Consider the following 21,437-nt stretch of genomic DNA (forward strand, 5'->3'; position numbering starts at 1 on the left):
CCTCGCTTCGCTCGCCCCCCTCCCCCGCAAGCGGGAGAGGGATCGGCGGCAGCGCACGATGAGGAAGCTACTCCGCCGCCTGCAGGCCGCGCAGTTTCTCCATTTCGCGCAGGGCGCGGCGGTATTCCACCGGCATCACCTTCACGAACTTGCCGCGATAATCGGCCCAATTGTCCAGGATCGTCTGCGCCCGCGCCGAGCCTGTATAATGCAGGTGCTTGGCGATGAGCTGGTGCAGGCGCTCCTCGTCATGGCGCGACATGTCGCCCTGCACGTCGATACGGCCCTTGAACTCCAGGTCGCCGCCATGGTGGTGGAGGCGCTCCAGAAGATCTTCTTCCTCTTCCACGGGCTCGATATCGACCATGGACAGGTTGCAGCGCTTGGCGAAGCTCTTGTCCTCGTCCAGCACATAGGCGACGCCGCCCGACATGCCGGCCGCGAAATTGCGCCCGGTGGGGCCGATCACCACCACGATGCCGCCGGTCATGTACTCGCAACCGTGGTCGCCAGTGCCTTCAACGACGGCGATTGCCCCCGAATTGCGCACAGCGAAGCGCTCCCCGGCCACGCCGTGGAAGAAGCACTCACCCTCGATGGCGCCGTACATGACGGTGTTGCCGACGATGATGGAATTCTCCGGCACGATGGCGCTGTGGGCCGGCGGGCGCACGATGATGCGGCCGCCCGAGAGGCCCTTGCCCACATAGTCGTTGGCCTCGCCCACGAGGTTCAGCGTCACGCCCGCCGCGAGGAAGGCGCCGAACGCCTGGCCCGCGGTGCCCGTGAGATGCACCTCGATGGTGTCGTCCGGCAGGCCGGCGCCGCCATAGCGCTTGGCCACCTGGCCGGACAGCATGGCGCCGGCCGAGCGATCCACCGAGCGGATGGGGCTCTCGATCACCACCTTCTCGCCGTTCTCCAGCGCCGGCATGGCCTTCTTGATGAGCGTGCGGTCGAGCACGGTCTCGATGGGATGGTGCTGGCGCTCGGTGTGGTAGATCGAGACGTCCGCGGGCACATCCGGCTGGGCGAAGATGCGCGAGAAGTCCAGGCCCTTGGCCTTCCAGTGGTCGATGGCCTTGGTCTGGTCGAGATAGTCGGAGCGGCCGACGATCTCGTTCAGCGAGCGCACGCCGAGGGCCGCCATCATCTCCCGCACTTCCTCGGCGATGAAGAAGAAGTAGTTGATGACGTGCTCGGGGGTGCCCTTGAAGCGCTTGCGCAGCACGGGATCCTGCGTCGCCACGCCCACCGGGCAGGTGTTCAGGTGGCACTTGCGCATCATGATGCAGCCCGCCGCGATGAGCGGGGCGGTGGAGAAGCCGAACTCGTCCGCGCCCAGCATGGCGCCGATGATGACGTCACGCCCGGTACGGAAGCCGCCGTCCACCTGCAGGGCGATGCGCCCGCGCAGCCGGTTGGCCACCAGCGTCTGCTGGGTCTCGGCGAGGCCCATCTCCCAGGGCGAACCCGCATGCTTCAGAGAGGTGAGCGGAGACGCGCCCGTGCCCCCCTCGAAGCCGGAAATGGTGATGTGGTCGGCGCGCGCCTTGGCGACGCCAGCCGCCACCGTGCCCACGCCCACTTCCGAAACGAGCTTCACCGACACGTCCGCATCGGGATTGACGTTCTTCAGGTCGTAGATGAGCTGCGCCAGATCCTCGATGGAATAGATGTCATGGTGCGGCGGCGGCGAGATGAGGCCGACGCCCGGAGTGGAGTGGCGCACCTTGGCGATGACCGCGTCCACCTTGTGGCCGGGCAGCTGGCCGCCCTCGCCGGGCTTGGCACCCTGGGCCACCTTGATCTGCATCACGTCCGAATTGACGAGATATTCCGCCGTCACGCCGAACCGGCCCGAGGCCACCTGCTTGATGGCCGAGCGCATGCTGTCGCCGTTGGGCAGGGGCTTGAAGCGCTCCGGCTCCTCGCCGCCCTCACCCGTATTCGACTTGCCGCCGATCCGGTTCATGGCGATGGCGAGCGTGGTGTGCGCCTCGCGCGAGATGGAGCCGAACGACATGGCGCCGGTGACGAACCGCTTCACGATATCGGCGGCGGATTCCACTTCGCTGATGTCGATGGGCGCCTTGCCGATCTCCTGCGCGTCGCGGATGCGGAACAGCGCGCGCACCGTGAGCAGGTTCTCGGGCGCGTCCATCATCTTGGCGAAGGCGCGATAGCGGTCCTGCGCATTGCTGCGCACCGCATGCTGGAGCAGCGAGACGCTGTCCGGCGTCCAGGCATGCGCCTCGCCGCGCATGCGGTAGGCATATTCGCCGCCCACATCCAGCGCGAGCCGGTAGACCGGCGCGTCGGAGAAAGCGAGGCGATGCCGCAGCACGGTCTCTTCCGCGATCTCCGCGAGGCCGACACCCTCGATGGTGGTGGCGGTGCCGAAGAAATACTTGTTCACCAGCTCGGAGGAGATGCCGACCGCGTCGAAGATCTGCGCGCCGCAATAGGACTGGTAGGTGGAGATGCCCATCTTGGACATCACCTTCAGCAGCCCCTTGTCGATGGACTTGATGTAGCGCTTGACCAGCTCGTAGTCGTCAACCTCCTCCGGCAGCTCGTCGCGCATGGCGACCAGCGTCTCAAAGGCGAGATAGGGGTTGATGGCTTCCGCGCCATATCCCGCGAGGCAGGCGAAATGGTGGATCTCGCGCGCCTCGCCGGTCTCCACCACGAGGCCCACGGAGGTGCGCAGGCCCTTGCGGATGAGATGGTGGTGCACGGCGGCGGTGGCGAGCAGCGCCGGGATCGGGATGCGGTCCGGCCCGGTCATGCGGTCGGACAGGATGATGATGTTGTAGCCGCCATGGACCGCCGCCTCGGCGCGCTCGCACAGGCGGTCGAGGGCGTCCGGCATGCCGGCGGCGCCCTTGTCGGACGGATAGGTAATGTCCAGCGTGCGGGTGTCGAACCGCTCTTCCATGAAGCCGATGGAGCGGATCTTCTCCAAATCCTCATTGGTAAGGATGGGCTGACGCACCTCCAGCCGCTTGCGGCGGGCCGTGCCTTCCAGGTCGAAGATGTTGGGGCGCGGGCCGATGAAGGAGACCAAGCTCATGACCAGTTCCTCGCGGATCGGGTCGATGGGCGGGTTCGTCACCTGCGCGAAGTTCTGCTTGAAATAGGTGTAGAGCAGCTTTGACTTGTCGGAGAGCACCGAGACGGGCGTATCCGTGCCCATGGAGCCCACCGCTTCCTGGCCGGTGACGGCCATGGGGGGCAGAAGCAGCTTGATGTCTTCCTGGGTGTAGCCGAACGCCTGCTGGCGATCGAGCAGCGACACGTCGGTGCGCACCTCGCGCGCCTCCACGGGGCGCAACTCCTCCAGCACCAGTTGGGTGTGCTTCAGCCACTCCTTGTAGGGATGGGCCTTGGCGAGGGCGGTCTTCACCTCCTCGTCGGGCACGAGGCGGCCTTCCTCAAGGTCCACCAGCAGCATCTTGCCGGGCTGGAGGCGCCACTTGGTGATGATCTTTTCCTCGGGCAGGGTCAGCACGCCCATTTCGGAGGCGAGCACGATGGTGTCGTCGCTCGTCACCATGTAGCGCGCGGGCCGCAGGCCGTTGCGGTCCAGCGTGGCGACGATCTGGCGCCCATCGGTGGCGACGATGGCGGCCGGGCCGTCCCACGGCTCCATGAGGGCAGCGTGATACTCGTAGAAGGCGCGCCGCTCCTCATCCATGAGCGGGTTGCCCGCCCACGCCTCGGGCACCAGCATCATGGCCGCGTGGGGCAGCGAGTAGCCGCCCTGGGTCAGGAATTCGAGCGCATTGTCGAAGCAGGCCGTGTCCGACTGGCCTTCATAGGAGATGGGCCAGAGCTTGGAGATGTCCGCGCCGAACAGCTCGGAATCCACGCTCGCCTGCCGCGCCGCCATCCAGTTGACGTTGCCGCGCAGGGTGTTGATCTCGCCGTTATGCGCCACCATGCGATAGGGGTGCGCCAGCGGCCAGGCCGGGAAGGTGTTGGTGGAGAAGCGCTGGTGCACAAGGGCGAGCGCGCTCTCGAAATCCGGGTCGTGCAGATCGGGATAATAGGCGCCCAGCTGGTCGGCCAGGAACATGCCCTTATAGACCAGGGTGCGGCACGACAGGGACACCGGATAATAGCCGGCGAGCCGCGAATCCTTCGCGTCATAGATGGCGTTGGAGATGACCTTGCGCACCACGAACAGGCGGCGCTCGAAGTCATCCTCGCTCTGGGGAAGCTCGCCATGGCCGATGAAGACCTGGAGATGGTGCGGCTCGGTGGGCAGGACGCTGACGCCCAGCGACGAATTGTCGGTGGGCACGTCGCGCCAGCCGAGGAAGGCGAGCCCCTCCTCCGCGATCACCCGCTCGAAGGTCTCACGCACGATCTCGCGCCCCTCGGGGTCGCGCGGCATGAAGATATGGCCGACCGCATACTGGCCGGGCTCGGGCAGGGTGAAGCCGAGGCGCGCGGTCTCCTTGGCGAAGAAGCGGTGCGGGATCTGCACCAGCATGCCCGCGCCGTCGCCCGCGCGCGGGTCCGCGCCCACGGCGCCGCGATGCTCCAGGTTGAGCAGGATGTTGAGGCCGTCCTCGACGATCTTGTGGGACTTGCGCCCCTTGATGTCGGCGATGAAGCCGACGCCGCAGGCATCGCGCTCCTGCGCGGGGTCGAACAGGCCCGAGGCCGGCGGTCGGCCGACGATGGGCGCGGTTTTGACGGCGGTGGCCCCAGCCACATGAGCCGCGTTCACCCTGTCCATGCGATCCGTCGCCATCGCTCCGCCCTCTCCATTAAGCGGGCTCTCGCCCGCGATCCGTCCTCTCCACCGCTCCCCCCGGAAGCGGCCGGGCACGCGAAGGCGCGCATCCTTTGGCCGGATGCACGCTCTCGAACCCGGAATGTGCGAATGATAGGGAAGCAGGACTGCCCTATCTCGCGGAACATGACAGAAAAGCTTCACATCCACAAGGCCGCCGCCCTGCGTCGAACGCGGATCAGCCTGCGGAAATTGCGTGGATGAGCCCTTCTGCGCAACAACGGTACGGCGGGCCACGCTTCCGCGCAACGGTGTTGCGGCGCAAGAAGCCTTCCGCGTGCCCCCGCCTGCGTGCTCCCGCGCGAGGACAGCCTCGGACCAGCAAGCCCCGGCAGGATGGTGCTCCGGTGGGCCTCGGCCGGAGTCGCATCCGTGCCGCAATGGCAGTCTCTATTCGGCGCGTGTCCGTGGAAGGTGCCCTATGCGGTTCCGGTTGCCCCTGAAGATCGCCGCTCTCGCGACGGCCGCCGTCGCCGCAGACGCGGCGCACGCGCAGTACAATCCTGGCGCCACCCAATATGCCCCGCCCCCGCCGCAATATGTGGTTCCGGCGGAAGGCACGACGCCGCCCGGCTACGGCGCGCAGATCTACGCGCCCTCTTACGGCTATGCGCCGTCCTATAACGGGCCGCCGCCGTCGAACTACGGCCCCCCCGCGCAGTCCTACGCCCCGCCGCCCAATTACGGCCCGCCCAACGGTTACGGTGCGCCGCCGCCGGGACCGCAGGGCATGATGTCGCCGTCCCAGGCTCGCGCCATCGCGCAGAATCTCGGCTACGACCAGGTGGGCCGGGCGGTGCTGAACGGCAACACCTATATGATGACCGCCAATGCCGACAGCGGCCCGGTGCTGCTGGGCGTGGACGCCTTCACAGGCCGCCTGCGCCCGCTCGGTCCGGCTTATCCCCCACCCGGCAGCGCCGGCTACACGCCGCCGCCCGCCGCGCCGCGCCCGTCCGTCGCCGCGCGCCCGCCCGTCGCCATGCCCCAGCCGCGCCCGTCGGATGCAGGCCCCGGTGACGATGACGATGATGACGGCCCGGACGCGGCGGCCGTGGCGCCCCCGGATGTTCCGCCGCCCTCCGCCATGGCCGAACCGCCCGCCATGCCGCCCGCGACACCGCCGGCAGCGCCCCCGCCCGCGCACAGCTATGCGCCCACGGGGTCGGGCGCAGTCACGCCCGGCGACGGCGTTTCCGCGGGCTCCGCCTCGGTTCTCTCACGCGGAACGCAATAGCCGTCAGGCCGTCAGGCCCGCCGCGCGCAGGGCATCGGCCTGTCGCCGGGTCACCGTCGCCTCGCTGAAGCCGTCAATGGCTTCCTCGAACAAATGGTGGAAGTTCAATTCGGCCTTCAGATGCAGGAAGACCGCGCCGAGCCCGATGGCGGCGCGGTCCATGAAGACGAATTCGCGCGGCACCGTCACGGGCCCCAGTTCCTTCAGGGCCATGTGCACGCGATGGGCTTCCCGCCGCCCATACTGGCCGGGCTCCACGCCGTCCGCGATGGTGCGCACCCGGTCGTCCATGAGCGGGCCGTAGATGAAGCGCGCCCAGATGTTGAGGACGTCGATCAGCTCCCGCTTCAGCCCCTTGAAGCCCCAGACCTCATAGGCGTGCACCACCCGTGCGTCATCGCCTTCCAGCAGGCCCCGATAGAGATCCACCACGCCCGCCACGAAGCGCGGCGGGAAGATGCGGATGCAGCCATAGTCCAGCAGGTTGATTCCCGCAGGCTGCCCCTCCCCGTCGCGGAACACGGTGTAATTGCCCAGATGCGGGTCGCCATGGATGACGCCGAACCGGCTGAACGGCAGCCACCACGCGGCGAACATGGCGCGGGCCAACCGATTGCGCTCCTCCGGCGCGTGATCCACGAAGCCCAATATCTTCTCGCCCTCCAGCCAGTGAAGGGTGAGCAGGCGGCCGGTGGACAGGTCCTCGCGCACAGTGGGGACGCGCACCAGGGGCTCGTCCTTCAGAATCACCCCATAGAGCGCCGCGTGCCGCGCCTCGCGACGGTAATCGAGTTCCTCGCGCACCCGCGCCCCGATCTCACCGGCGATCTCGCGGGTATCGATGACGCCGTTCATGCGGCGATGCAGGGCGAACAGCACGTCCAGTTGATTGAGGTCCGCCTCCACCGCCGCCTGCATGTCGGGATATTGGAGCTTGCAGGCCACGTCCTCGCCGTCCAGGGCCACCGCACGGTGCACCTGCCCCAGCGAGGCGGCGGCGGCGGGGGTCTCGTCGAAGCGCGCGAACCTGCTCTGCCAGTCGCGCCCCAGCTCCGCCATCATGCGGCGACGCACGAAGGCGCGGCCCATGGGTGGGGCGTCGCTCTGTAGCTTCTGGAGTTCCGTCGCATATTCGGGCGGCAGCAGGTCCGGCACTGTGGCCATGAGCTGCGCCACCTTCATGAGCGGCCCCTTCAGGCCGCCCAGGGCCGAGGCCAGCGCGGCCGCATTCCCCTCCCCGCGATCGAGGCCCAGGAGGCGGGTTCCGGCGATCCGCGCCGCCACGCCCCCCACATTGGCGCCCACACGCGCATAGCGCGCCGCGCGGGCGGACAATCGGTCGCGTTCACGGTCGTCGGACATCACGGCTCCTTCGCGTCCGGCCCTCAGGGGGTCGCGGACTTGCGGGTGAGGGCCAGGAGAATGAGAAGGGAAACGGGCGTGAGCATGTCCGTATAGAAGATGGGCCCGGCATTGCCCGGCGCGAAATTGGCCGTGCTGACCATCTGGATGATGTGCCCCCACGCCGCGCCGCCCAGGAAGAACAGCATGAACAGCGACAAGGAGAGGCGGAAGTTCCAGCTGGTGCGATAGGCCGCGATGAGGCCCACCACGCCGACGCCGAGATTGCAGACGCCCACCTCGAACTGGAACGGGCTCGGCGCCCAGCCGATGGAAGCCGCCGTCTGGGCGGGAAAGCCGAGATGGCCGAGCGCGCCCCATAGCCCCTGTATGCCCACGGGAAACAGCATGATGGAACGGATGAGCGCCTGCGCCAGCGCGCCCGGGGGACGGGGCTTCGGGATCCGGCCATAGGTCACGCCCGCGACGAAAATCGCCAGCACCCACATGATGATGGGAAACCAGAAAACCATCCTCGTCCTCCCCCGGCAGCCCACGCCGCGAACATGGGTCGCAGGACCCGCGTCGCGATCCGAAAAACGCCCCTGGCACAGGCCCTTAAGCGGCGGGCCCGCGCTGTGGCCCACGGGATCCAAGCCAAGACTTACACCAAACGCCGGTCCCCGCCAGCGCCCCGCGCGCCCGCTCCGCTTTCCTCTCGCCCGGCGCCGGTCTACACAGCGCTCATGGACGCGCGAACGACAGCGAGCGGCACGGTGAGACGGTGGGCCCTTCGGCTCCTCATCGCCTATGCGCTGCTGTTCCAGGGCCTCGCCGGCAGTCTTGCGGGCACCCTCCACGCCTTCGCCGCGCAGGGCTTCGCCGATGCGGGTGAAATGTGCCCCCCCTCGCGCGGAGAGACCCCCGCACCACAACCCACCAGCCATGACGGCGTGTGCTGCACGCTGGGATGCGCGGCGGCCCAGCCGACTTTCGATCGTATCGAAGCACAGGATGCATCGGCTCCGGCGCGGCGCTGGACCGTGTTGCGGATCGGGATCGAGAGCACGGACGCCCCGACGCCGCTGAAGCGGCGCGGATGCGAGGCGAGAGGACCGCCGCGGGTCGCCTGACCCGCCGCCCTTTCGTCCTTACATCCTTCGGAGACGTTCCATGTCCCGCCTGTTCCTGAACGGCGCCGCCTGCGCGGCCGCCCTCCTCTTTTCCGCCCCCGCCTTCGCCCATGTGACGCTGGAGCAGAAGGAGGCCACGTCCGGCACCTTCTACAAGGGCGTGCTGCGCGTGCCCCATGGCTGCGGCGATGCCGCCACCACCAGCATCAAGGTGTCCATCCCCGAAGGGGTGGTGAATGTGAAGCCCCAGCCCAAGCCCGGCTGGACGCTGGCCACCGAGACCGGCCCTTATGAGAAGTCCTACGCGGTGATGCACGGCCCGCCCGTGAGCCAGGGGGTGCGCAGCGTCTCCTGGTCCGGGGGCAGCCTGTCCAACGCCAATTATGACGAGTTCGTCTTCGTCGCCTATCTGGCGCCGGACGCCGCGCCGAAGACGCTCTATTTCCCCACCCTGCAGACCTGCGGCACCCTCACGTCCGACTGGAACGAGATTCCCGGCGCCGCCACTCCCAAGCCCGCCCATCCCGCCCCCGGCCTGAAGCTGGCCGCGGCTGCGGACGCGGGTGCGGTGGCCAAGGCCGGTGACCTCGCCGTGGCCACGCCTTGGTCGCGGGCGACGCCGGGCGGCGCCAAGGTGGCGGGCGGATATCTCACCGTCACCAATGGCGGCACCACGCCGGACCGGCTGACAGGCGGCACCTTCGCCCAGGCAGGGCGGGTGGAAATCCATGAAATGGCGATGAAGGACGGGGTGATGACCATGCGCCCCCTGGCGGACGGCCTGGAGATTCCGCCCGGCGCCAGCGTCAGCTTCGCGCCCGGCGGCTATCACCTCATGTTCTTCGACCTGAAGCAGCCGCTGAAGGAAGGCGACAGCGTGAAGGGCACCCTCACCTTCCAGAAGGCGGGCACCGTGGACGTGACCTTCGACGTGCGCGGCATCGGCGCGGGTGCGCCCTCTTCCGCCCCCGCCGCGGGCGGCCACGGCGAGCACAAGCACTGACCCTTCCCTTCTAAGAGGGAACCGGCACCCGGCAGGATCGCGGCAGGCAGGCCCGCGCCGCGATCCCTCCGGCCGCCGGCCTCGACGGATATGAGCGAACCGCATCAGTCCGTCCCGGCGCAGGCGCGCCCTCAGTCTTCCAGCACCAGATTGCCGGCCACATCGAACCCGGTGAACGGGTTGAAGGCCACTTCCCACAAATGGCCGTCCGGATCGGCGAAATAGCCGGAATAGCCGCCCCAGAAGACGGCCTGCGCTGCCTTCACGAGGCGCCCGCCCGTGGCGGCGGCGCGGGTGAGCAGCGCATCCACCTCCTGCGGGCTTGTGAGGTTGCAGGCCAGGGCCACGCCGGAGAACGCAGACGGCGGCGTGTCCGCCACACCCGCATCGGCGGCGAGGTCCGCGCGGGGAAAGAGGCTCAGCACCGCCCCGCCCACCTCGAAGAAGGCGACGCCGTCATATTTGCGCGCCCGCCGCACGAGGCCGAGCCCGTCATAGAAGGCGATGGCGCGGGCAAGGTCGCCGACGCCCAGCGTCACCAGGGTCAGCCGCAAGGCGGGGGTGAGTGTCTCATCCATCCGGGGCGTCCTTCTCAGAAAAGCGAAAGCTGTTCGCCGGGCTGCACCGGGCGGCGGAAATGGGCCGTGGTGAGCTTCAGGCCTCGCCCCGCGAGGCCCAGGCGGCGGGCGGCGATCTCGAAGCGGCGGCCGATGGTCCAGGCATAGGGGCCGATCCCCTTGCCGCGCGTGCCGAAGGCCGAATCGTAGTCCTTTCCCCCGTGCATGTCCCGCACCAGCGCCATCACATGGCGCGCCTTGTCGGGCACATGGGTCACCAGCCATTCCTTGAACAGGTCGGCGATCTCCAGCGGCAGGCGCAGGGTCACATAGCCCGCCTCCCGCGCGCCCGCTTCCTTGCCCGCTTCCAGAAGGCGCTCGATCTCCATGTCGTTGAGGGCGGGGATCAGGGGCGCCGTCAGGATCGCCGTGGGGATGCCCGCCTCCGACAGGCGCCGGATGGTTTCCAGCCGCCGCCCGGGCGTGGAAGCGCGGGGCTCCATGGCCCGCGCCAGCTTGTGGTCCAGGGTGGTGATGGAAATCGCCACCTTCACGAGATCACGACTCGCGAGATCGCAGAGGATGTCCAGGTCCCGCGCGATCAGGCCGGACTTGGTGACGATCCCCACCGGATGGCCGAAGTCGCGCAGCACCTCCAGGATGCGCCGCGTCAGCGCATATTGCTTCTCGATGGGCTGGTAGGGGTCGGTATTGGTGCCGATGGCGATGATGCGCGGCTTGTAGGCGGGATGGGACAGTTCCCGCGCCAACAGCTCCGGCGCATCGGGCTTCACGAACAGCTTGGTCTCGAAATCCAGCCCTGCGGAGAGGCCGTGATAGGCGTGGGTCGGCCGCGCGAAACAATAGACGCAGCCGTGCTCGCAGCCCCGATACGTGTTTATGGAGCGGTCGAAGCCGATATCGGGCGACTGGTTGCGGGTGATGATGGTGCGCGCCCGCTCCTCCGTCACCTCGGTGCGCAGCGGCGGAAGGTCCTCCAGGCTCTGCCAGCCGTCATCGAACAGGATGCGCGCGGCAGGCTCGAACCGCCCCGCCGCATTGGACACCGCCCCCCGCCCCCGGCGCCGCTCCGCCTCCACCCCCGTGCCGCGCTCCGGCTCGTATCCAGGGCCGTCCAAGGGCGGGATTTCGGGCGCACGAGCCCTCTCGTCCTGTAGCCGCCCCAGAATGCGCGCGGCGCGCGTGCTTTTTTTCGCCGCAGGAGCGGACTTGCCGTCCGAGGACGCGCTCTCCGCCTTCGGCGGCGCAGCATTTGCGGGCCCTTGGGGCCCGAGCGGAAAAACGCTGGATTCATATAGAGAAGCCATGTTCCAAGCATAATCGAGAATAGGAACATAACAAGAACATTTTTCCGAAATGAACCTGCTGAGCAGCATTGAAAACCGATGAATTTTGTATACTGTGGACCAGAGCGAGTTGCCACAGTTGCCCTTCTCCGGTAAAGGGCCAGAGCTACCGCATGCTAGGGGGAAGACGCCATGGCCGAACACGGCACGCTGGAATACGCCACCGCCGAAGGCAACGATTACGAAGAGCATGCGCGCACCTACGCGCTGTTTACGAACCTGACCAAATGGGGGACGATCGCAGTCGCTCTGCTCATGGTCTTCATGTGGTTCTTCCTCCTCTGAATCGCGCCCTCGGGCCTCGGAGACGTTTCAATGAAAATCGCTGTACCCGCCGAGGTTGATCTCGGCGAGCCGCGGGTCGCTGCGACCCCGGATACGGTCAAGCGGCTGGTGACTCTCGGCGCCACGGTGGCGGTCGAGACGGGCGCCGGCCTGAAGTCGGGCATTATCGACGCGGACTATGAAGCCGCCGGAGCCACCATCGCCGCCTCGGCGCATGACGCGCTCGCGGGCGCGGACGTGGTTCTCAAGGTGCGCCGTCCCACCACTGCGGAACTGCCGGACTACAAGGCGGGCGCGCTGGTTCTGGCCATCATGGATCCCTATGGCAACGAGGACGCGCTGAAGGCCCTGGCCGATGCGGGCCTTGCCACCTTCGCCATGGAGATGATGCCCCGCATCACCCGTGCGCAGGTGATGGACGTTCTGTCCTCGCAGGCGAACCTCGCCGGCTATCGCGCCGTCATCGACGCCTCGTCCGAGTTCGGCCGCGCGCTGCCGATGATGATGACCGCCGCGGGCACGGTTCCGGCCGCCCGCTGCTTCATCATGGGTGCGGGCGTCGCGGGCCTCCAGGCCATCGCCACCGCCCGCCGCCTCGGCGCGGTGGTGACCGCCACGGACGTGCGTCCCGCCGCCAAGGAACAGGTGGAATCGCTGGGCGCCAAGTTCGTCGCGGTTGAGGACGAGGAGTTCAAGCAGGCCGAGACCGCAGCGGGCTATGCCAAGCCCATGTCGGCCGAATATCAGGCCAAGCAGGCGGCCCTCGTCGCCGAGCACATCAAGAAGCAGGACATGGTCATCACGACCGCGCTCATTCCGGGCCGTCCTGCGCCGAAGCTCGTCACCGCCGCCATGGTGGCCTCCATGAAGCCGGGCTCGGTGATCATCGACCTCGCGGTCGAGCGCGGCGGCAACGTGGAAGGCGCAGTGCCCGGAGAGGTAGCGCAGGTGAACGGCGTGAAGATCGTCGGCCATCTCAACACCGCCGGCCGCATCGCCGCGTCCGCGTCGCAGCTTTATGCGAAGAACCTTTATGCGTTCCTCGAAACCATGATCGACAAGCAGGCCAAGGCCCTTGCCGTGAAGTGGGACGACGAACTGGTGAAGGCCACTCTTCTGACCCGCGACAGCGCGGTCGTTCACCCCAATTTCGCCCCCAAGGTTGAGGGAGCCGTGCAATGAGCAGCCCCATCGCAGCCCAGACGGCGGTGGATGCCGCCGCGCAGGCCCGCGCCGCGGCGGAAGTCGCGCGCCAGGCGGCCGAAGCCGCCCAGATCTATGCCGACCAGGCGGCCACCGCGCTCGGCGCGGCGGCCCATGCCGCCACGGGCGGCGCCATCGACCCCTTCGTCTTCCGCCTCGCCATCTTCGTGCTGGCGGTTTTCGTTGGCTATTACGTGGTGTGGTCGGTGACCCCGGCGCTCCACACCCCGCTCATGTCCGTCACCAACGCCATCTCCTCGGTGATCGTGGTGGGCGCGCTTCTGGCGGTGGGTGTCTCGACGGCCGGTGATGCCGGTCATTCCTGGGGGGCGCGCATCTTCGGATTCATCGCCCTGGTCTTTGCATCGGTGAACATATTCGGCGGGTTCCTCGTGACCAGCCGCATGCTCGCCATGTATCAAAAGAAGAAGTGAGGACGTTGCGATGAACGCCAATATCGCCGCCGTCCTTTATCTGGTTTCGGGCATCCTCTTCATCCTGGCGCTGCGCGGCCTGTCCCACCCCACCACGTCGCGGCAGGGCAACCTGTTCGGCATGGTCGGCATGGGCATCGCCGTGCTCACCACGCTGGCGCTCTCCCCGCCCTCCGACGTGTTCGGCTGGGTGCTGGTGATCGCGGGCATCGGCATCGGCGGCGGCATCGGCGCGGTTGTCGCCCGCCGCATCGCCATGACCGCCATGCCGCAGCTGGTGGCCGCGTTCCACTCGCTGGTGGGCCTTGCCGCCGTGCTGGTGGCGGCCGCCGCGCTCTATGCGCCTGCCGCCTTCGGCATCGGCACGCCGGGCGACATCCATGGCGCGAGCCTCGTGGAAATGGTGCTGGGTGTGGCCATCGGCGCCATCACCTTCACCGGCTCCATCATCGCCTTCGCCAAGCTGAACGGGAACATGTCGGGCAAGCCGATCATGCTGCCCTTCCGGCACCTCATCAATATCGGCCTCGCGGCGCTGCTGCTGATCCTGATCGTGGCCTTCGTGCTCACCGGCTCGATCCCGCTGTTCTGGATCATCACCATCCTGTCGCTGGTGCTGGGCGGCCTGCTCATCATCCCCATCGGCGGCGCCGACATGCCGGTGGTGGTGTCCATGCTCAACTCCTATTCGGGTTGGGCAGCGGCGGGCATCGGCTTCACGCTGGGCAACACCGCGCTCATCATCACGGGCGCGCTGGTGGGCTCCTCGGGCGCCATCCTGTCCTACATCATGTGCAAGGCCATGAACCGGTCCTTCATCTCCGTCATCCTCGGCGGCTTCGGCGGTGAGACCGCCGGCGGCCCGGCAGGCGTGGTGGAGACCCGTCCCGTGAAGCACGGGTCGGCTGAAGATGCCGCCTACATCATGAAGAACGCGCAGAAGGTCATCATCGTGCCCGGTTACGGCATGGCGGTGGCCCAGGCCCAGCACGCGCTGCGCGAGATGGGCGACCTGCTGAAGAAGGAAGGCGTCGAGGTCAAGTACGCCATCCATCCGGTGGCGGGCCGCATGCCCGGGCACATGAACGTGCTGCTGGCGGAAGCCCAGGTGCCCTATGACGAGGTGTTCGAGCTGGAGGACATCAACTCCGAGTTCGCCCAGGCGGACGTGGCCTTCGTCATCGGCGCCAATGACGTGACCAACCCGGCCGCCAAGACCGATCCTGCCTCGCCCATCTTCGGCATGCCGATCCTGGACGTGGAAAAGGCCAAGACCGTGCTCTTCATCAAGCGCGGCATGGGCTCCGGCTATGCCGGCGTGGAGAACGAATTGTTCTTCCGCGACAACACCATGATGCTCTTCGGCGACGCCAAGAAGGTCACCGAGGAAGTGTTGAAGGGCCTCTGAGCCGAGCCTGCTGAACGCCCCGGCGTTCACGAAAGATGCAAGGGGCCGCCCGGCAGACGCCGCGCGGCCCCTTCGCTTTTCTGTTGGTGACGCAACGAATGCTTGCGCTTTTCAGATGAGTGCGATTCCCTGTCATGTATGATTGCGAATCAATAGTTCTTCGCAGAGGGGGAACGCACATGTCGGCCATGAAAATTCACAGCATGAGCATCGACGTCGTGCAGGACAAAGCCGTGATTTCCTTCGTGAAACCCGGCATCACGCCGAGTCTTCTGAAGCTCACCAACGTGCACGTCACCTGCCCGCTGCCCATCGAGGGCCAGGGCGACCTGCGCGACGCGACCCTCGCCCAGGCACGGGCCGCTCTCCAGGAAGCCATCCGCATCCTGGACCACGGCACCGCCTGAGAGGCGTGTCGTCGGTAAGCGGCACTGCCCCGGTGGCCGGGGCAGTGAGGTGAAGCCTGTGCCTCACGCCGCCTTCAGCGTCTTCTCCACATAGCGGCTTTCCTGCGTGCGCCCGCCATAGCCATAAGCGTCGGCCTTCACCTCGCGCACATGGATGTAGCTCTCGGGATGGAGCGCACCCAGCAGGCCCGCCATCTCCGCATAGACAGCCGCGATATAGGCCGCCTTCTCGTCCTTGGTGTTCGTGCCGTCCACCACGGCGATATCCAGCCAGAAGCTCGCCCGCCCTGCCGTCTGGAGGCTCGGGCCGCCGACAAACCAGTGCGCCTCCGGCAGGAAGGTGATGGCCACGGAGGTGAGCGCGGGATCCTTGCGCAAATGCTGGGCGGTGAGCGCGGACAAACGGGCGGCGACCTCGGCCGCCTTGCCGGCGTCGGGCGCGCCGGAGAGGGTCACTTGAAGAATGGGCATTGGTGGCGTCTCCGTTTGGGAACGCCATCACGCTAGGCCCGGCCGATACTTCAGAAAAATTGATTTATGGAAATCGACGAATTGGCTACCCTGATATGAAAGCCATATCGGGACCGCCATGCTCCGCAATCTCGACCTCGATTTGATCCGCAGCTTCGTGGCCGTGGCCGATCTCGGCTCCATCTCCGCCGCCGGCCAGCGCGTGGGGCGCACCCAGTCGGCGGTGAGCCTGCAGATGGACCGGCTGGCCGACGCCCTGGGCTTCCTGCCCCTGGAGCGGCGCGGGCGCGGCGTGGCGCTCACCGCGCGCGGCGCCGCCTTCCTGGACGATGCGCGGCGCCTGCTGGACCTGAACGACCGCATCCTCGCCCAGCATGTCCATGGCGGCTATGCCCATCCGCTGCGGCTGGGCTTCCTGCAGGATTTCGGCGAGGCCGCGCTCCAGCGCGTCCTGAGCCGCCTCGCGGCCCTGTTCCCGGATGCGCCACTGACGGTGCAGGTAAGCTCCACCGCGCCCATGCTGGAGCGCCTGCAGGCGGGCGACCTCGACCTCGCGCTCGGCCTGCGGACCGACCTGGACCTGCCCGCCACGCCGGCGGGGCGCGTGCCCATGGCCTGGATCGCCTCGCGAAACCTGCGGCTGTCTCCCGACGAGCCCGTGCCGCTACTGATGTTCGAAACGCCCTGCATCTATCGTGCGGCGGCGCTGAGCGCGCTCAATGCGGCCGGGCGGGCCTATCGCATCGCCTTCACCAGCCCCAGCCTGCCGGGCCTGCTGGCCGCCGCCGGTGCCGGGCTCGGCGTGACCGTGCGCACCTCGCGCGCCGTGCGCACGGATCTCGTGGCCGTGCGCGAACCGGACCTGCCGGGTCTGCCGGACGTGGAATTCGTCATGTACCGGCGGGCGGAAGTGGCGGCGCCCGCCTTGCTCCAGGCCGAAGAAGTGGTTCTGGAGGAACTGCGCCGCGAGCGGCCGCTCTACGCGGCCGCTTAACCTGTCACCTCAGCGACGGACCATGCCGACGATATCCTTCACGTCGGCGATGGTCTTGTCGGCGATCACCCGCGCCCGGTCGGCACCATCAGCGAGGATGGCATCGATGGCGCTCACATCGGCCATCAGGCGCTTCATCTCGCCCGCGATGGGGCTGAGCTTCTCCACGGCAAGGTCCACCAGCGCGCCCTTGAAGGTGGAGAACTGCCCGCCGCCGAACTGGTCCAGCACGCTCTGCTTGGTGCCGTCCAGCAGCGCCGCATAGATGCCCACCAGATTGTCCGCCTCCGGACGCTCCTTCAGGCCCGCCTCTTCGGAGGGCAGCGGCTCGGGATCGGTCTTGGCCCGGCGCACCTTGCCGGCAATGGCCTCCGCATCGTCGGTGAGGTTGATGCGGGAGAAGTCCGAGGCATCGGACTTGGACATCTTCTTGGAGCCGTCGCGCAGGCTCATGACGCGCGTGGCCGGGCCCGCGATGACCGGCTCGGTCAGCGGGAAATAGCCCTCGCCGAAGCCGAGGCCGGAGAGCGAGGGGCCGAAGTCCGTATTGAACTTCTGCGCGATGTCGCGGGTCAGCTCCAGATGCTGCTTCTGGTCCTCGCCCACGGGAACGTGGGTGGCGCGGTAGAGCAGGATGTCGGCGGCCATCAAATCGGGATAGGCGAACAGGCCCACGGAGACATTCTCCCGGTCCTTGCCGGCCTTCTCCTTGAACTGCGTCATGCGGTTCAGCCAGCCCATGCGGGCGACGCAGTTGAAGATCCAGGCCAGTTCCGCATGGCCGGACACCTGGCTCTGGTTGAAGACGATGTGCTTCTTGGGGTCGATGCCGCAGGCGATGAAGGCGGCGGTGACCTCGCGGGTGTGGCGCTTCAGCTCCTCGGGCTCCTGCCAGACGGTGATGGCGTGCAGGTCCACCACGCAATAGATGCAGTCGAAGCGCTCCTGAAGCTCCACGAACCGCTTGATGGCCCCGAGATAATTGCCGAGATGCAGGTTTCCGGTGGGTTGGACACCGGAGAAAACACGTTCCGCGACCGCCGCCATGGCGACCTCCTCACGGCGGCCGGGTTGGACGCGGCCGCCTCCTTTGGGACAAACCGGGCCAAGCGGCCCGAAACGAGGCCGCCTCATGCCATGGCGGGCAAGGGGCGGCAAGCCTCGCGGAACAACAAGCCCGGCTCAGGGATCGGCGCGGTCCAGGAACGCGGCGATCACCTTGTGGTCCTTCGCCTCCCACAGGAGCGGGGCGTGCCCCTGGCCCTCCACCGTATAGACCTCCATGCCCCGGTGCCGGTCGGCCATGGCCTCCAGGGCCGTCGCCGACAGCACGTCGGAGAGGGCGCCATGGATCACCATGAGAGGCTGGGGCGCCATGGCGTCGAACCCGTCCCAGAATTCCGGCAGGGGCTTGGTGGGATCGAAGGCCTTGAAGGCGTCCGCCATGGCGGGGTCATAAGCGAGGCGCGGCGTTCCGGCATCGTCCGCATAGATCTGGCGCGCATAGCGCTCCCAGTCCTCGGCGGTGAGGTTCGGGAACATGATGCCCTGCGCGGCCTTGAGCGAGGCGACGAGGGCCGGCCAGTCGCCGGGCGGCGGCGCGCCCACATAGCCGGCGATGCGCGCGATGCCGGATGTTTCCACCACGGGTCCGATATCGTTGAGGATCGAGCCCGCCATCACCTCCGGCCGCACGCTGGCGATGCGCATCATCACGAGCCCGCCCCGCGAGGTGCCCAGGAACAGGGCCCGGGAGATTCCGAGGTTCTCCAGGCCGTCCAGCGTGTCCTGCGCCTCCTGGACGATGTTGTAGGAGGCATAGGGCGCATAAGCGGACCCGCCCCGCCCCCGGAAGTCGAACGAGATCACCTGCCGTCCGCGCTCCGCCAGCGCCTCTGCCAGCGTCTCGAAATCGGTGGAGGAGCGGGTGAGGCCCGGCAGGCAGACCAGCGGCAGGAAACGGCTCGGCTCTCCCCAGATCCGCCCGAACAGGGCGCGGTCATCGCGGGCGGGATAGGCGAAGGTGCGGCTTGGGCTCACGAATTTCCCCTTCGGTCATGCATCCCCGGCGCGCGCCGCGAGACGGCGGCGCAGGAGGAGCCAGAGCGCACCATAGGTCGCCATCCCCGCCGCCACCAGCACGCCCAGGCGGAGCGCGGCGGCAAATCCCGCCCCCGGAGACGGCCAGAGCCAGGCCAGCCCCAGAACCACGCCCGCCATGGCAAGACAGGCGAGAAGGAGCCCGCGCGCCTGCCGCCACACATCTCCCGAGAGCGCCAGATGCCCCGCTCCCTGGAGGACCAACCCGAGCCGCACCGCCCCGTAGCAGGCCGAGAGCGCCACCGCGCAGGCGCCCGCCGTCGGGCCGATACCCAGGCCCAACCCCGCGGCGAGGACGGCGGCATTGACCAGCGACACGATGCCCGCCCGCTCCGCCGCGCCGGTGAGGCCATGGCTCATGGCGGCGGCGCTGAAGATCTTCTCCAGCCCCTGCGCGGGCAAGGCCAATGCGAGCGCCGCCAGCAAGGCGGCCGTCATCGCCGTGTCCTGCGCCGTGAAGCTGCCGCGCTGGTAGAGGACCGCGATGATGGGCTCGGCCAGCACCAGCAGGCCGGTGGCCGCCGGCAGCGCGAAGGCGAGCGCGGCCAGCGCGGCGCGGGTGGTTTCCACGCCCGGCCGCCGCGCGCGCCCGGTGGTGAGCAGAGGCACCAGCACCGCCCCCGCGCTCGCCCCCACCAGCCCCAGCGGCAGGTCGATGAGGCGCTGGGCATAATTGAGTGCCGAGACGGCGCCCGGCACCGAGGAGACCATTGCCGCCACGATCAGCAGGCGCAACTGCGGCAGGCCCGCGAACAGCAGGGCGGGGCCGGAGGCGCGCAGCACGCGGCGCGCGGCGGCCCAGGCGAAACCGGCGTTGAGGCGCAAGGATGCCGGCGCCCGATGGGCCGCCACCATCATGAGCATCATCTGCGCAATGCCCGATATGACCGCGCACGCCGCCATGACCATGGCGGCGGCAGGCGTCGCCACCCAGCCTTCCAGCAGCAGAAAGGCGATGGCCACCAGCACCACCGCATTGGCCAGCATGGGCGCGAGCGCGGGCAACAGCACCCGGTGCGCCGCATTGGCGATGCCGCCCAGCACCGCGGCGGCGCCCGCCAGCGGCAGATAGAAGATGGCGAGCTGGCCGCAGGCGATGGCAAGGTCCGCCCGCTCGCCGCCCTCCGAGAAGCCGGGCGCGAGAATCATCATGATGACCGGCATGGCCAGCGCCCCGGCGAGCGCGAGCACGGTCAGCAGGGTTCCGAGCAGCGCCAGGGTGGCATTGGCGACGGCCGCCGCCTGCGTGTCGTCCTCCGCCTTGGCCAGCGCGGGCAACATGGCGGCGTTGAAGGCGCCGTCCGCCAGCAGGCGCCGCGCCAGCAGCGGCAGGGACAAGGCGGCCATGAGCGCATCCGCCAGCGGCCCCGCCCCCAGCACCGCTGCCGTGCCCACATCCCGCGCGAAGCCGAGCACGCGCGAGCCCAGCGTCGCGGCGCTCACGGCGGAGGTCTTGGCGATCAGCGAGCGCGGCGGTGTCATGGGAAACGCTCTGTGGCGGCTGGGCGGCGGTTTGGCAAGGCCGGGCCTATCCCCGCTTGCGCTCCGGCCAGGTCATGGCCATCACGCCCGGCACGACGCAGGCGAAGCCGATCCATGCAGTGGTGCTCAGATGCTCCCCCAGGAAGATCACGCCGATGGCCACACCGATCGGCACACGCAGATAGGCCTGGGCCGTGGTGCCCACCGAGCCCAGGGTCTGGATCAGCCGGAAATAGATGGCGAAGGCGAGCGCGGTTGAGAACACCGACAGCCCCAGCAGAGCGAGCACCGAATCGGTACTCGGCGCCAGGGTCCAGGGGCGGTCCACGATGAGGCTCAGGGGGATGAGGATGGCCGCCCCGCAGACCATGGAGCCTGCGGCAGGCACCATGGGATCCAGCCCCTTGAACCCCTTGCCGGTGATCGCCGCCGCGCCGTAGCAGAGGGTGGCGACGATGATGGCGAGCTGGGCCCACAATTCCCGCCCGACCCCTCCCAGCGCATCCATGCCGATGATGAGGCAGACACCCGCAAGCCCGGCCGCGACGCCGAACAGCTTGCGCGCCGTCACCCTCTCGTGGCGCGTGATGAGCGCCGTCAGCAGGAAGGCGAAGATGGGCGTCATGGAATTGAGGATGACCGCGAGGCTCGCCTCCGTGGTCTGCTCCGCCCAGGCGATGAGGGTGAAGGGCAGCGCGCTGTTGAGCACCGCCTGGATCAGGAAGCGCCGCCATGTGGCCCGGTCCATGGGCAGGCTCACGCCCCGCAGCCTCAGCACCGCCAGCAGGAGGAGGCCCGCCAGCAAGGTCCGCGAGGCGATGAGCGTGATCGGCGGAATGGTCTCCACGCCCACACGGATGAAACTGTAGGCCGCGCCCCAGAGCGTCGAAAGCGCGAGCAGCAGCATCAGCTCCCGCGCGGTATTGGTCGAACCCGACATCGCCCTCTGGCCCTCTTGATCGCCCGTCTCCTTAGAGCCTGATCCGATCGGGTTGAACCAACCTGATCGGTGAATCAGCCTCTAATCTCTTGATAGAGAGCGTTTTACCGACCGGATTGCGATGCAATCCGATCGGAACGTGCTCTAGGCTCAGGACCTATTAATCTGCTGTGATCTGTGATTCACCGTCTCCCTTGAGGAGGCTGGCATGGGTGATTTGTTCCTGCTGAGCGAGCGGCAGATGGCTCGGATCTCGCCGTTTTTCCCG

The 21,437-nt window shown here is 68.0% G+C and carries 19 protein-coding genes; 9 read left to right on the forward strand and 10 right to left on the reverse strand.

Going from position 1 to position 21,437, the window contains the following annotated elements; genetic code table 11:
- Nucleotides 1-67 precede the first annotated feature (67 nt).
- Entirely contained in the window at nucleotides 68-4,765 is a 4,698-nt protein-coding gene (gene gltB, locus EJJ38_RS12385) for a glutamate synthase large subunit (protein WP_127090457.1), read from the reverse strand.
- A gap of 463 nt (nucleotides 4,766-5,228) precedes the next feature.
- Between gltB and EJJ38_RS12390 the strand changes: the two genes are divergently transcribed.
- Nucleotides 5,229-6,044, forward strand: coding sequence for a hypothetical protein (locus EJJ38_RS12390; protein ID WP_127090458.1), 816 nt, complete (start codon nucleotides 5,229-5,231; stop codon nucleotides 6,042-6,044).
- A gap of 3 nt (nucleotides 6,045-6,047) precedes the next feature.
- Here the strand turns inward: EJJ38_RS12390 and EJJ38_RS12395 are convergent, their stop codons facing one another.
- Nucleotides 6,048-7,406, reverse strand: coding sequence for an ABC1 kinase family protein (locus tag EJJ38_RS12395; RefSeq protein ID WP_420836885.1), 1,359 nt, complete (start codon nucleotides 7,404-7,406; stop codon nucleotides 6,048-6,050).
- 23 nt (nucleotides 7,407-7,429) lie between these two features.
- Entirely contained in the window at nucleotides 7,430-7,918 is a 489-nt protein-coding gene (locus EJJ38_RS12400) for a DUF6790 family protein (protein ID WP_127090460.1), read from the reverse strand.
- Between the two features lie 243 nt (nucleotides 7,919-8,161).
- On the opposite strand from EJJ38_RS12400, the gene EJJ38_RS12405 reads away from it, so the two are divergent.
- Nucleotides 8,162-8,518 carry a hypothetical protein gene (locus tag EJJ38_RS12405; RefSeq protein WP_127090461.1) on the forward strand — a complete coding sequence of 119 codons (357 nt, stop codon included), beginning with the start codon at nucleotides 8,162-8,164 and terminating at the stop codon, nucleotides 8,516-8,518.
- 40 nt (nucleotides 8,519-8,558) lie between these two features.
- Nucleotides 8,559-9,521: a DUF1775 domain-containing protein gene (locus EJJ38_RS12410; protein ID WP_127090462.1), complete on the forward strand. Its 963-nt coding sequence runs from the start codon at nucleotides 8,559-8,561 to the stop codon at nucleotides 9,519-9,521.
- A 131-nt stretch (nucleotides 9,522-9,652) separates the two neighbouring features.
- Here EJJ38_RS12410 and EJJ38_RS12415 read toward each other — a convergent pair whose 3' ends face one another.
- Both EJJ38_RS12415 and EJJ38_RS12420 read right to left on the reverse strand, forming a co-directional pair.
- Nucleotides 9,653-10,099: a VOC family protein gene (locus EJJ38_RS12415; protein WP_127090463.1), complete on the reverse strand. Its 447-nt coding sequence runs from the start codon at nucleotides 10,097-10,099 to the stop codon at nucleotides 9,653-9,655.
- Between the two features lie 14 nt (nucleotides 10,100-10,113).
- Nucleotides 10,114-11,226: a PA0069 family radical SAM protein gene (locus EJJ38_RS12420; RefSeq protein ID WP_245454227.1), complete on the reverse strand. Its 1,113-nt coding sequence runs from the start codon at nucleotides 11,224-11,226 to the stop codon at nucleotides 10,114-10,116.
- A 351-nt stretch (nucleotides 11,227-11,577) separates the two neighbouring features.
- Between EJJ38_RS12420 and EJJ38_RS12425 the strand changes: the two genes are divergently transcribed.
- The 5 genes from EJJ38_RS12425 to EJJ38_RS12445 all read left to right on the forward strand — a co-directional run bounded on the left by EJJ38_RS12425 (nucleotide 11,578) and on the right by EJJ38_RS12445 (nucleotide 15,182).
- Nucleotides 11,578-11,730, forward strand: a complete 153-nt coding sequence (locus EJJ38_RS12425; RefSeq protein ID WP_127090465.1) for an aa3-type cytochrome c oxidase subunit IV — start codon at nucleotides 11,578-11,580, stop codon at nucleotides 11,728-11,730.
- 30 nt (nucleotides 11,731-11,760) lie between these two features.
- Nucleotides 11,761-12,912 carry a Re/Si-specific NAD(P)(+) transhydrogenase subunit alpha gene (locus tag EJJ38_RS12430; RefSeq protein WP_127090466.1) on the forward strand — a complete coding sequence of 384 codons (1,152 nt, stop codon included), beginning with the start codon at nucleotides 11,761-11,763 and terminating at the stop codon, nucleotides 12,910-12,912.
- Nucleotides 12,909-13,367, forward strand: coding sequence for a proton-translocating transhydrogenase family protein (locus tag EJJ38_RS12435; RefSeq protein WP_127090467.1), 459 nt, complete (start codon nucleotides 12,909-12,911; stop codon nucleotides 13,365-13,367). Before EJJ38_RS12430 ends, EJJ38_RS12435 begins: the two co-directional genes overlap by 4 nt.
- Nucleotides 13,368-13,377: 10 nt before the next feature.
- Nucleotides 13,378-14,775 carry an NAD(P)(+) transhydrogenase (Re/Si-specific) subunit beta gene (locus tag EJJ38_RS12440; protein WP_127090468.1) on the forward strand — a complete coding sequence of 466 codons (1,398 nt, stop codon included), beginning with the start codon at nucleotides 13,378-13,380 and terminating at the stop codon, nucleotides 14,773-14,775.
- Between the two features lie 203 nt (nucleotides 14,776-14,978).
- Nucleotides 14,979-15,182 (forward strand): hypothetical protein, encoded by a 204-nt coding sequence (locus tag EJJ38_RS12445; RefSeq protein ID WP_127090469.1) that lies wholly within the window; start codon nucleotides 14,979-14,981, stop codon nucleotides 15,180-15,182.
- A 63-nt stretch (nucleotides 15,183-15,245) separates the two neighbouring features.
- On the opposite strand, the gene EJJ38_RS12450 is transcribed toward EJJ38_RS12445, so the two are convergent.
- Nucleotides 15,246-15,653, reverse strand: coding sequence for a tautomerase family protein (locus EJJ38_RS12450; protein WP_127090470.1), 408 nt, complete (start codon nucleotides 15,651-15,653; stop codon nucleotides 15,246-15,248).
- A gap of 118 nt (nucleotides 15,654-15,771) precedes the next feature.
- Here EJJ38_RS12450 and EJJ38_RS12455 point away from each other — a divergent pair, with 118 nt between their 5' ends.
- Entirely contained in the window at nucleotides 15,772-16,647 is an 876-nt protein-coding gene (locus EJJ38_RS12455) for a LysR substrate-binding domain-containing protein (protein WP_127090471.1), read from the forward strand.
- Between the two features lie 9 nt (nucleotides 16,648-16,656).
- Here EJJ38_RS12455 and trpS read toward each other — a convergent pair whose 3' ends face one another.
- The 4 genes from trpS to EJJ38_RS12475 form a co-directional block, all read right to left on the reverse strand.
- On the reverse strand, nucleotides 16,657-17,694 hold the full coding sequence (gene trpS / locus EJJ38_RS12460; protein ID WP_127090472.1) for a tryptophan--tRNA ligase: 1,038 nt from the start codon (nucleotides 17,692-17,694) through the stop codon (nucleotides 16,657-16,659).
- A gap of 135 nt (nucleotides 17,695-17,829) precedes the next feature.
- The gene (locus EJJ38_RS12465; protein WP_127090473.1) at nucleotides 17,830-18,687 is read right to left on the reverse strand and encodes an alpha/beta fold hydrolase; all 858 of its coding nucleotides are present in this window, start codon (nucleotides 18,685-18,687) and stop codon (nucleotides 17,830-17,832) included.
- Between the two features lie 15 nt (nucleotides 18,688-18,702).
- Complete coding sequence (murJ, locus tag EJJ38_RS12470) at nucleotides 18,703-20,229, reverse strand: murein biosynthesis integral membrane protein MurJ (RefSeq protein ID WP_127090474.1); 1,527 nt, start codon at nucleotides 20,227-20,229, stop codon at nucleotides 18,703-18,705.
- Between the two features lie 46 nt (nucleotides 20,230-20,275).
- On the reverse strand, nucleotides 20,276-21,169 hold the full coding sequence (locus EJJ38_RS12475) for a DMT family transporter (RefSeq protein WP_127090475.1): 894 nt from the start codon (nucleotides 21,167-21,169) through the stop codon (nucleotides 20,276-20,278).
- Between the last annotated feature and the right edge of the window lie 268 nt (nucleotides 21,170-21,437).

The sequence above is a fragment of the Aquabacter cavernae genome (genome assembly GCF_003993795.1).
GTDB lineage: Bacteria > Pseudomonadota > Alphaproteobacteria > Rhizobiales > Xanthobacteraceae > Aquabacter > Aquabacter cavernae.

Excerpts from the sequence above, each read along its gene's own strand:
- gltB (WP_127090457.1), bottom strand. The coding sequence starts at position 4,765 with ATGGCGACGGATCGCATGGACAGGGTGAACGCGGCTCATGTGGCTGGG.
- EJJ38_RS12390 (WP_127090458.1), top strand. The coding sequence starts at position 5,229 with ATGCGGTTCCGGTTGCCCCTGAAGATCGCCGCTCTCGCGACGGCCGCC.
- EJJ38_RS12395 (WP_420836885.1), bottom strand. The coding sequence starts at position 7,406 with ATGTCCGACGACCGTGAACGCGACCGATTGTCCGCCCGCGCGGCGCGC.
- EJJ38_RS12400 (WP_127090460.1), bottom strand. The coding sequence starts at position 7,918 with ATGGTTTTCTGGTTTCCCATCATCATGTGGGTGCTGGCGATTTTCGTC.
- EJJ38_RS12410 (WP_127090462.1), top strand. The coding sequence starts at position 8,559 with ATGTCCCGCCTGTTCCTGAACGGCGCCGCCTGCGCGGCCGCCCTCCTC.
- EJJ38_RS12415 (WP_127090463.1), bottom strand. The coding sequence starts at position 10,099 with ATGGATGAGACACTCACCCCCGCCTTGCGGCTGACCCTGGTGACGCTG.
- EJJ38_RS12425 (WP_127090465.1), top strand. The coding sequence starts at position 11,578 with ATGGCCGAACACGGCACGCTGGAATACGCCACCGCCGAAGGCAACGAT.
- EJJ38_RS12430 (WP_127090466.1), top strand. The coding sequence starts at position 11,761 with ATGAAAATCGCTGTACCCGCCGAGGTTGATCTCGGCGAGCCGCGGGTC.
- EJJ38_RS12435 (WP_127090467.1), top strand. The coding sequence starts at position 12,909 with ATGAGCAGCCCCATCGCAGCCCAGACGGCGGTGGATGCCGCCGCGCAG.
- EJJ38_RS12440 (WP_127090468.1), top strand. The coding sequence starts at position 13,378 with ATGAACGCCAATATCGCCGCCGTCCTTTATCTGGTTTCGGGCATCCTC.
- EJJ38_RS12445 (WP_127090469.1), top strand. The coding sequence starts at position 14,979 with ATGAGCATCGACGTCGTGCAGGACAAAGCCGTGATTTCCTTCGTGAAA.
- EJJ38_RS12450 (WP_127090470.1), bottom strand. The coding sequence starts at position 15,653 with ATGCCCATTCTTCAAGTGACCCTCTCCGGCGCGCCCGACGCCGGCAAG.
- EJJ38_RS12455 (WP_127090471.1), top strand. The coding sequence starts at position 15,772 with ATGCTCCGCAATCTCGACCTCGATTTGATCCGCAGCTTCGTGGCCGTG.
- trpS (WP_127090472.1), bottom strand. The coding sequence starts at position 17,694 with ATGGCGGCGGTCGCGGAACGTGTTTTCTCCGGTGTCCAACCCACCGGA.
- murJ (WP_127090474.1), bottom strand. The coding sequence starts at position 20,229 with ATGACACCGCCGCGCTCGCTGATCGCCAAGACCTCCGCCGTGAGCGCC.
- EJJ38_RS12475 (WP_127090475.1), bottom strand. The coding sequence starts at position 21,169 with ATGTCGGGTTCGACCAATACCGCGCGGGAGCTGATGCTGCTGCTCGCG.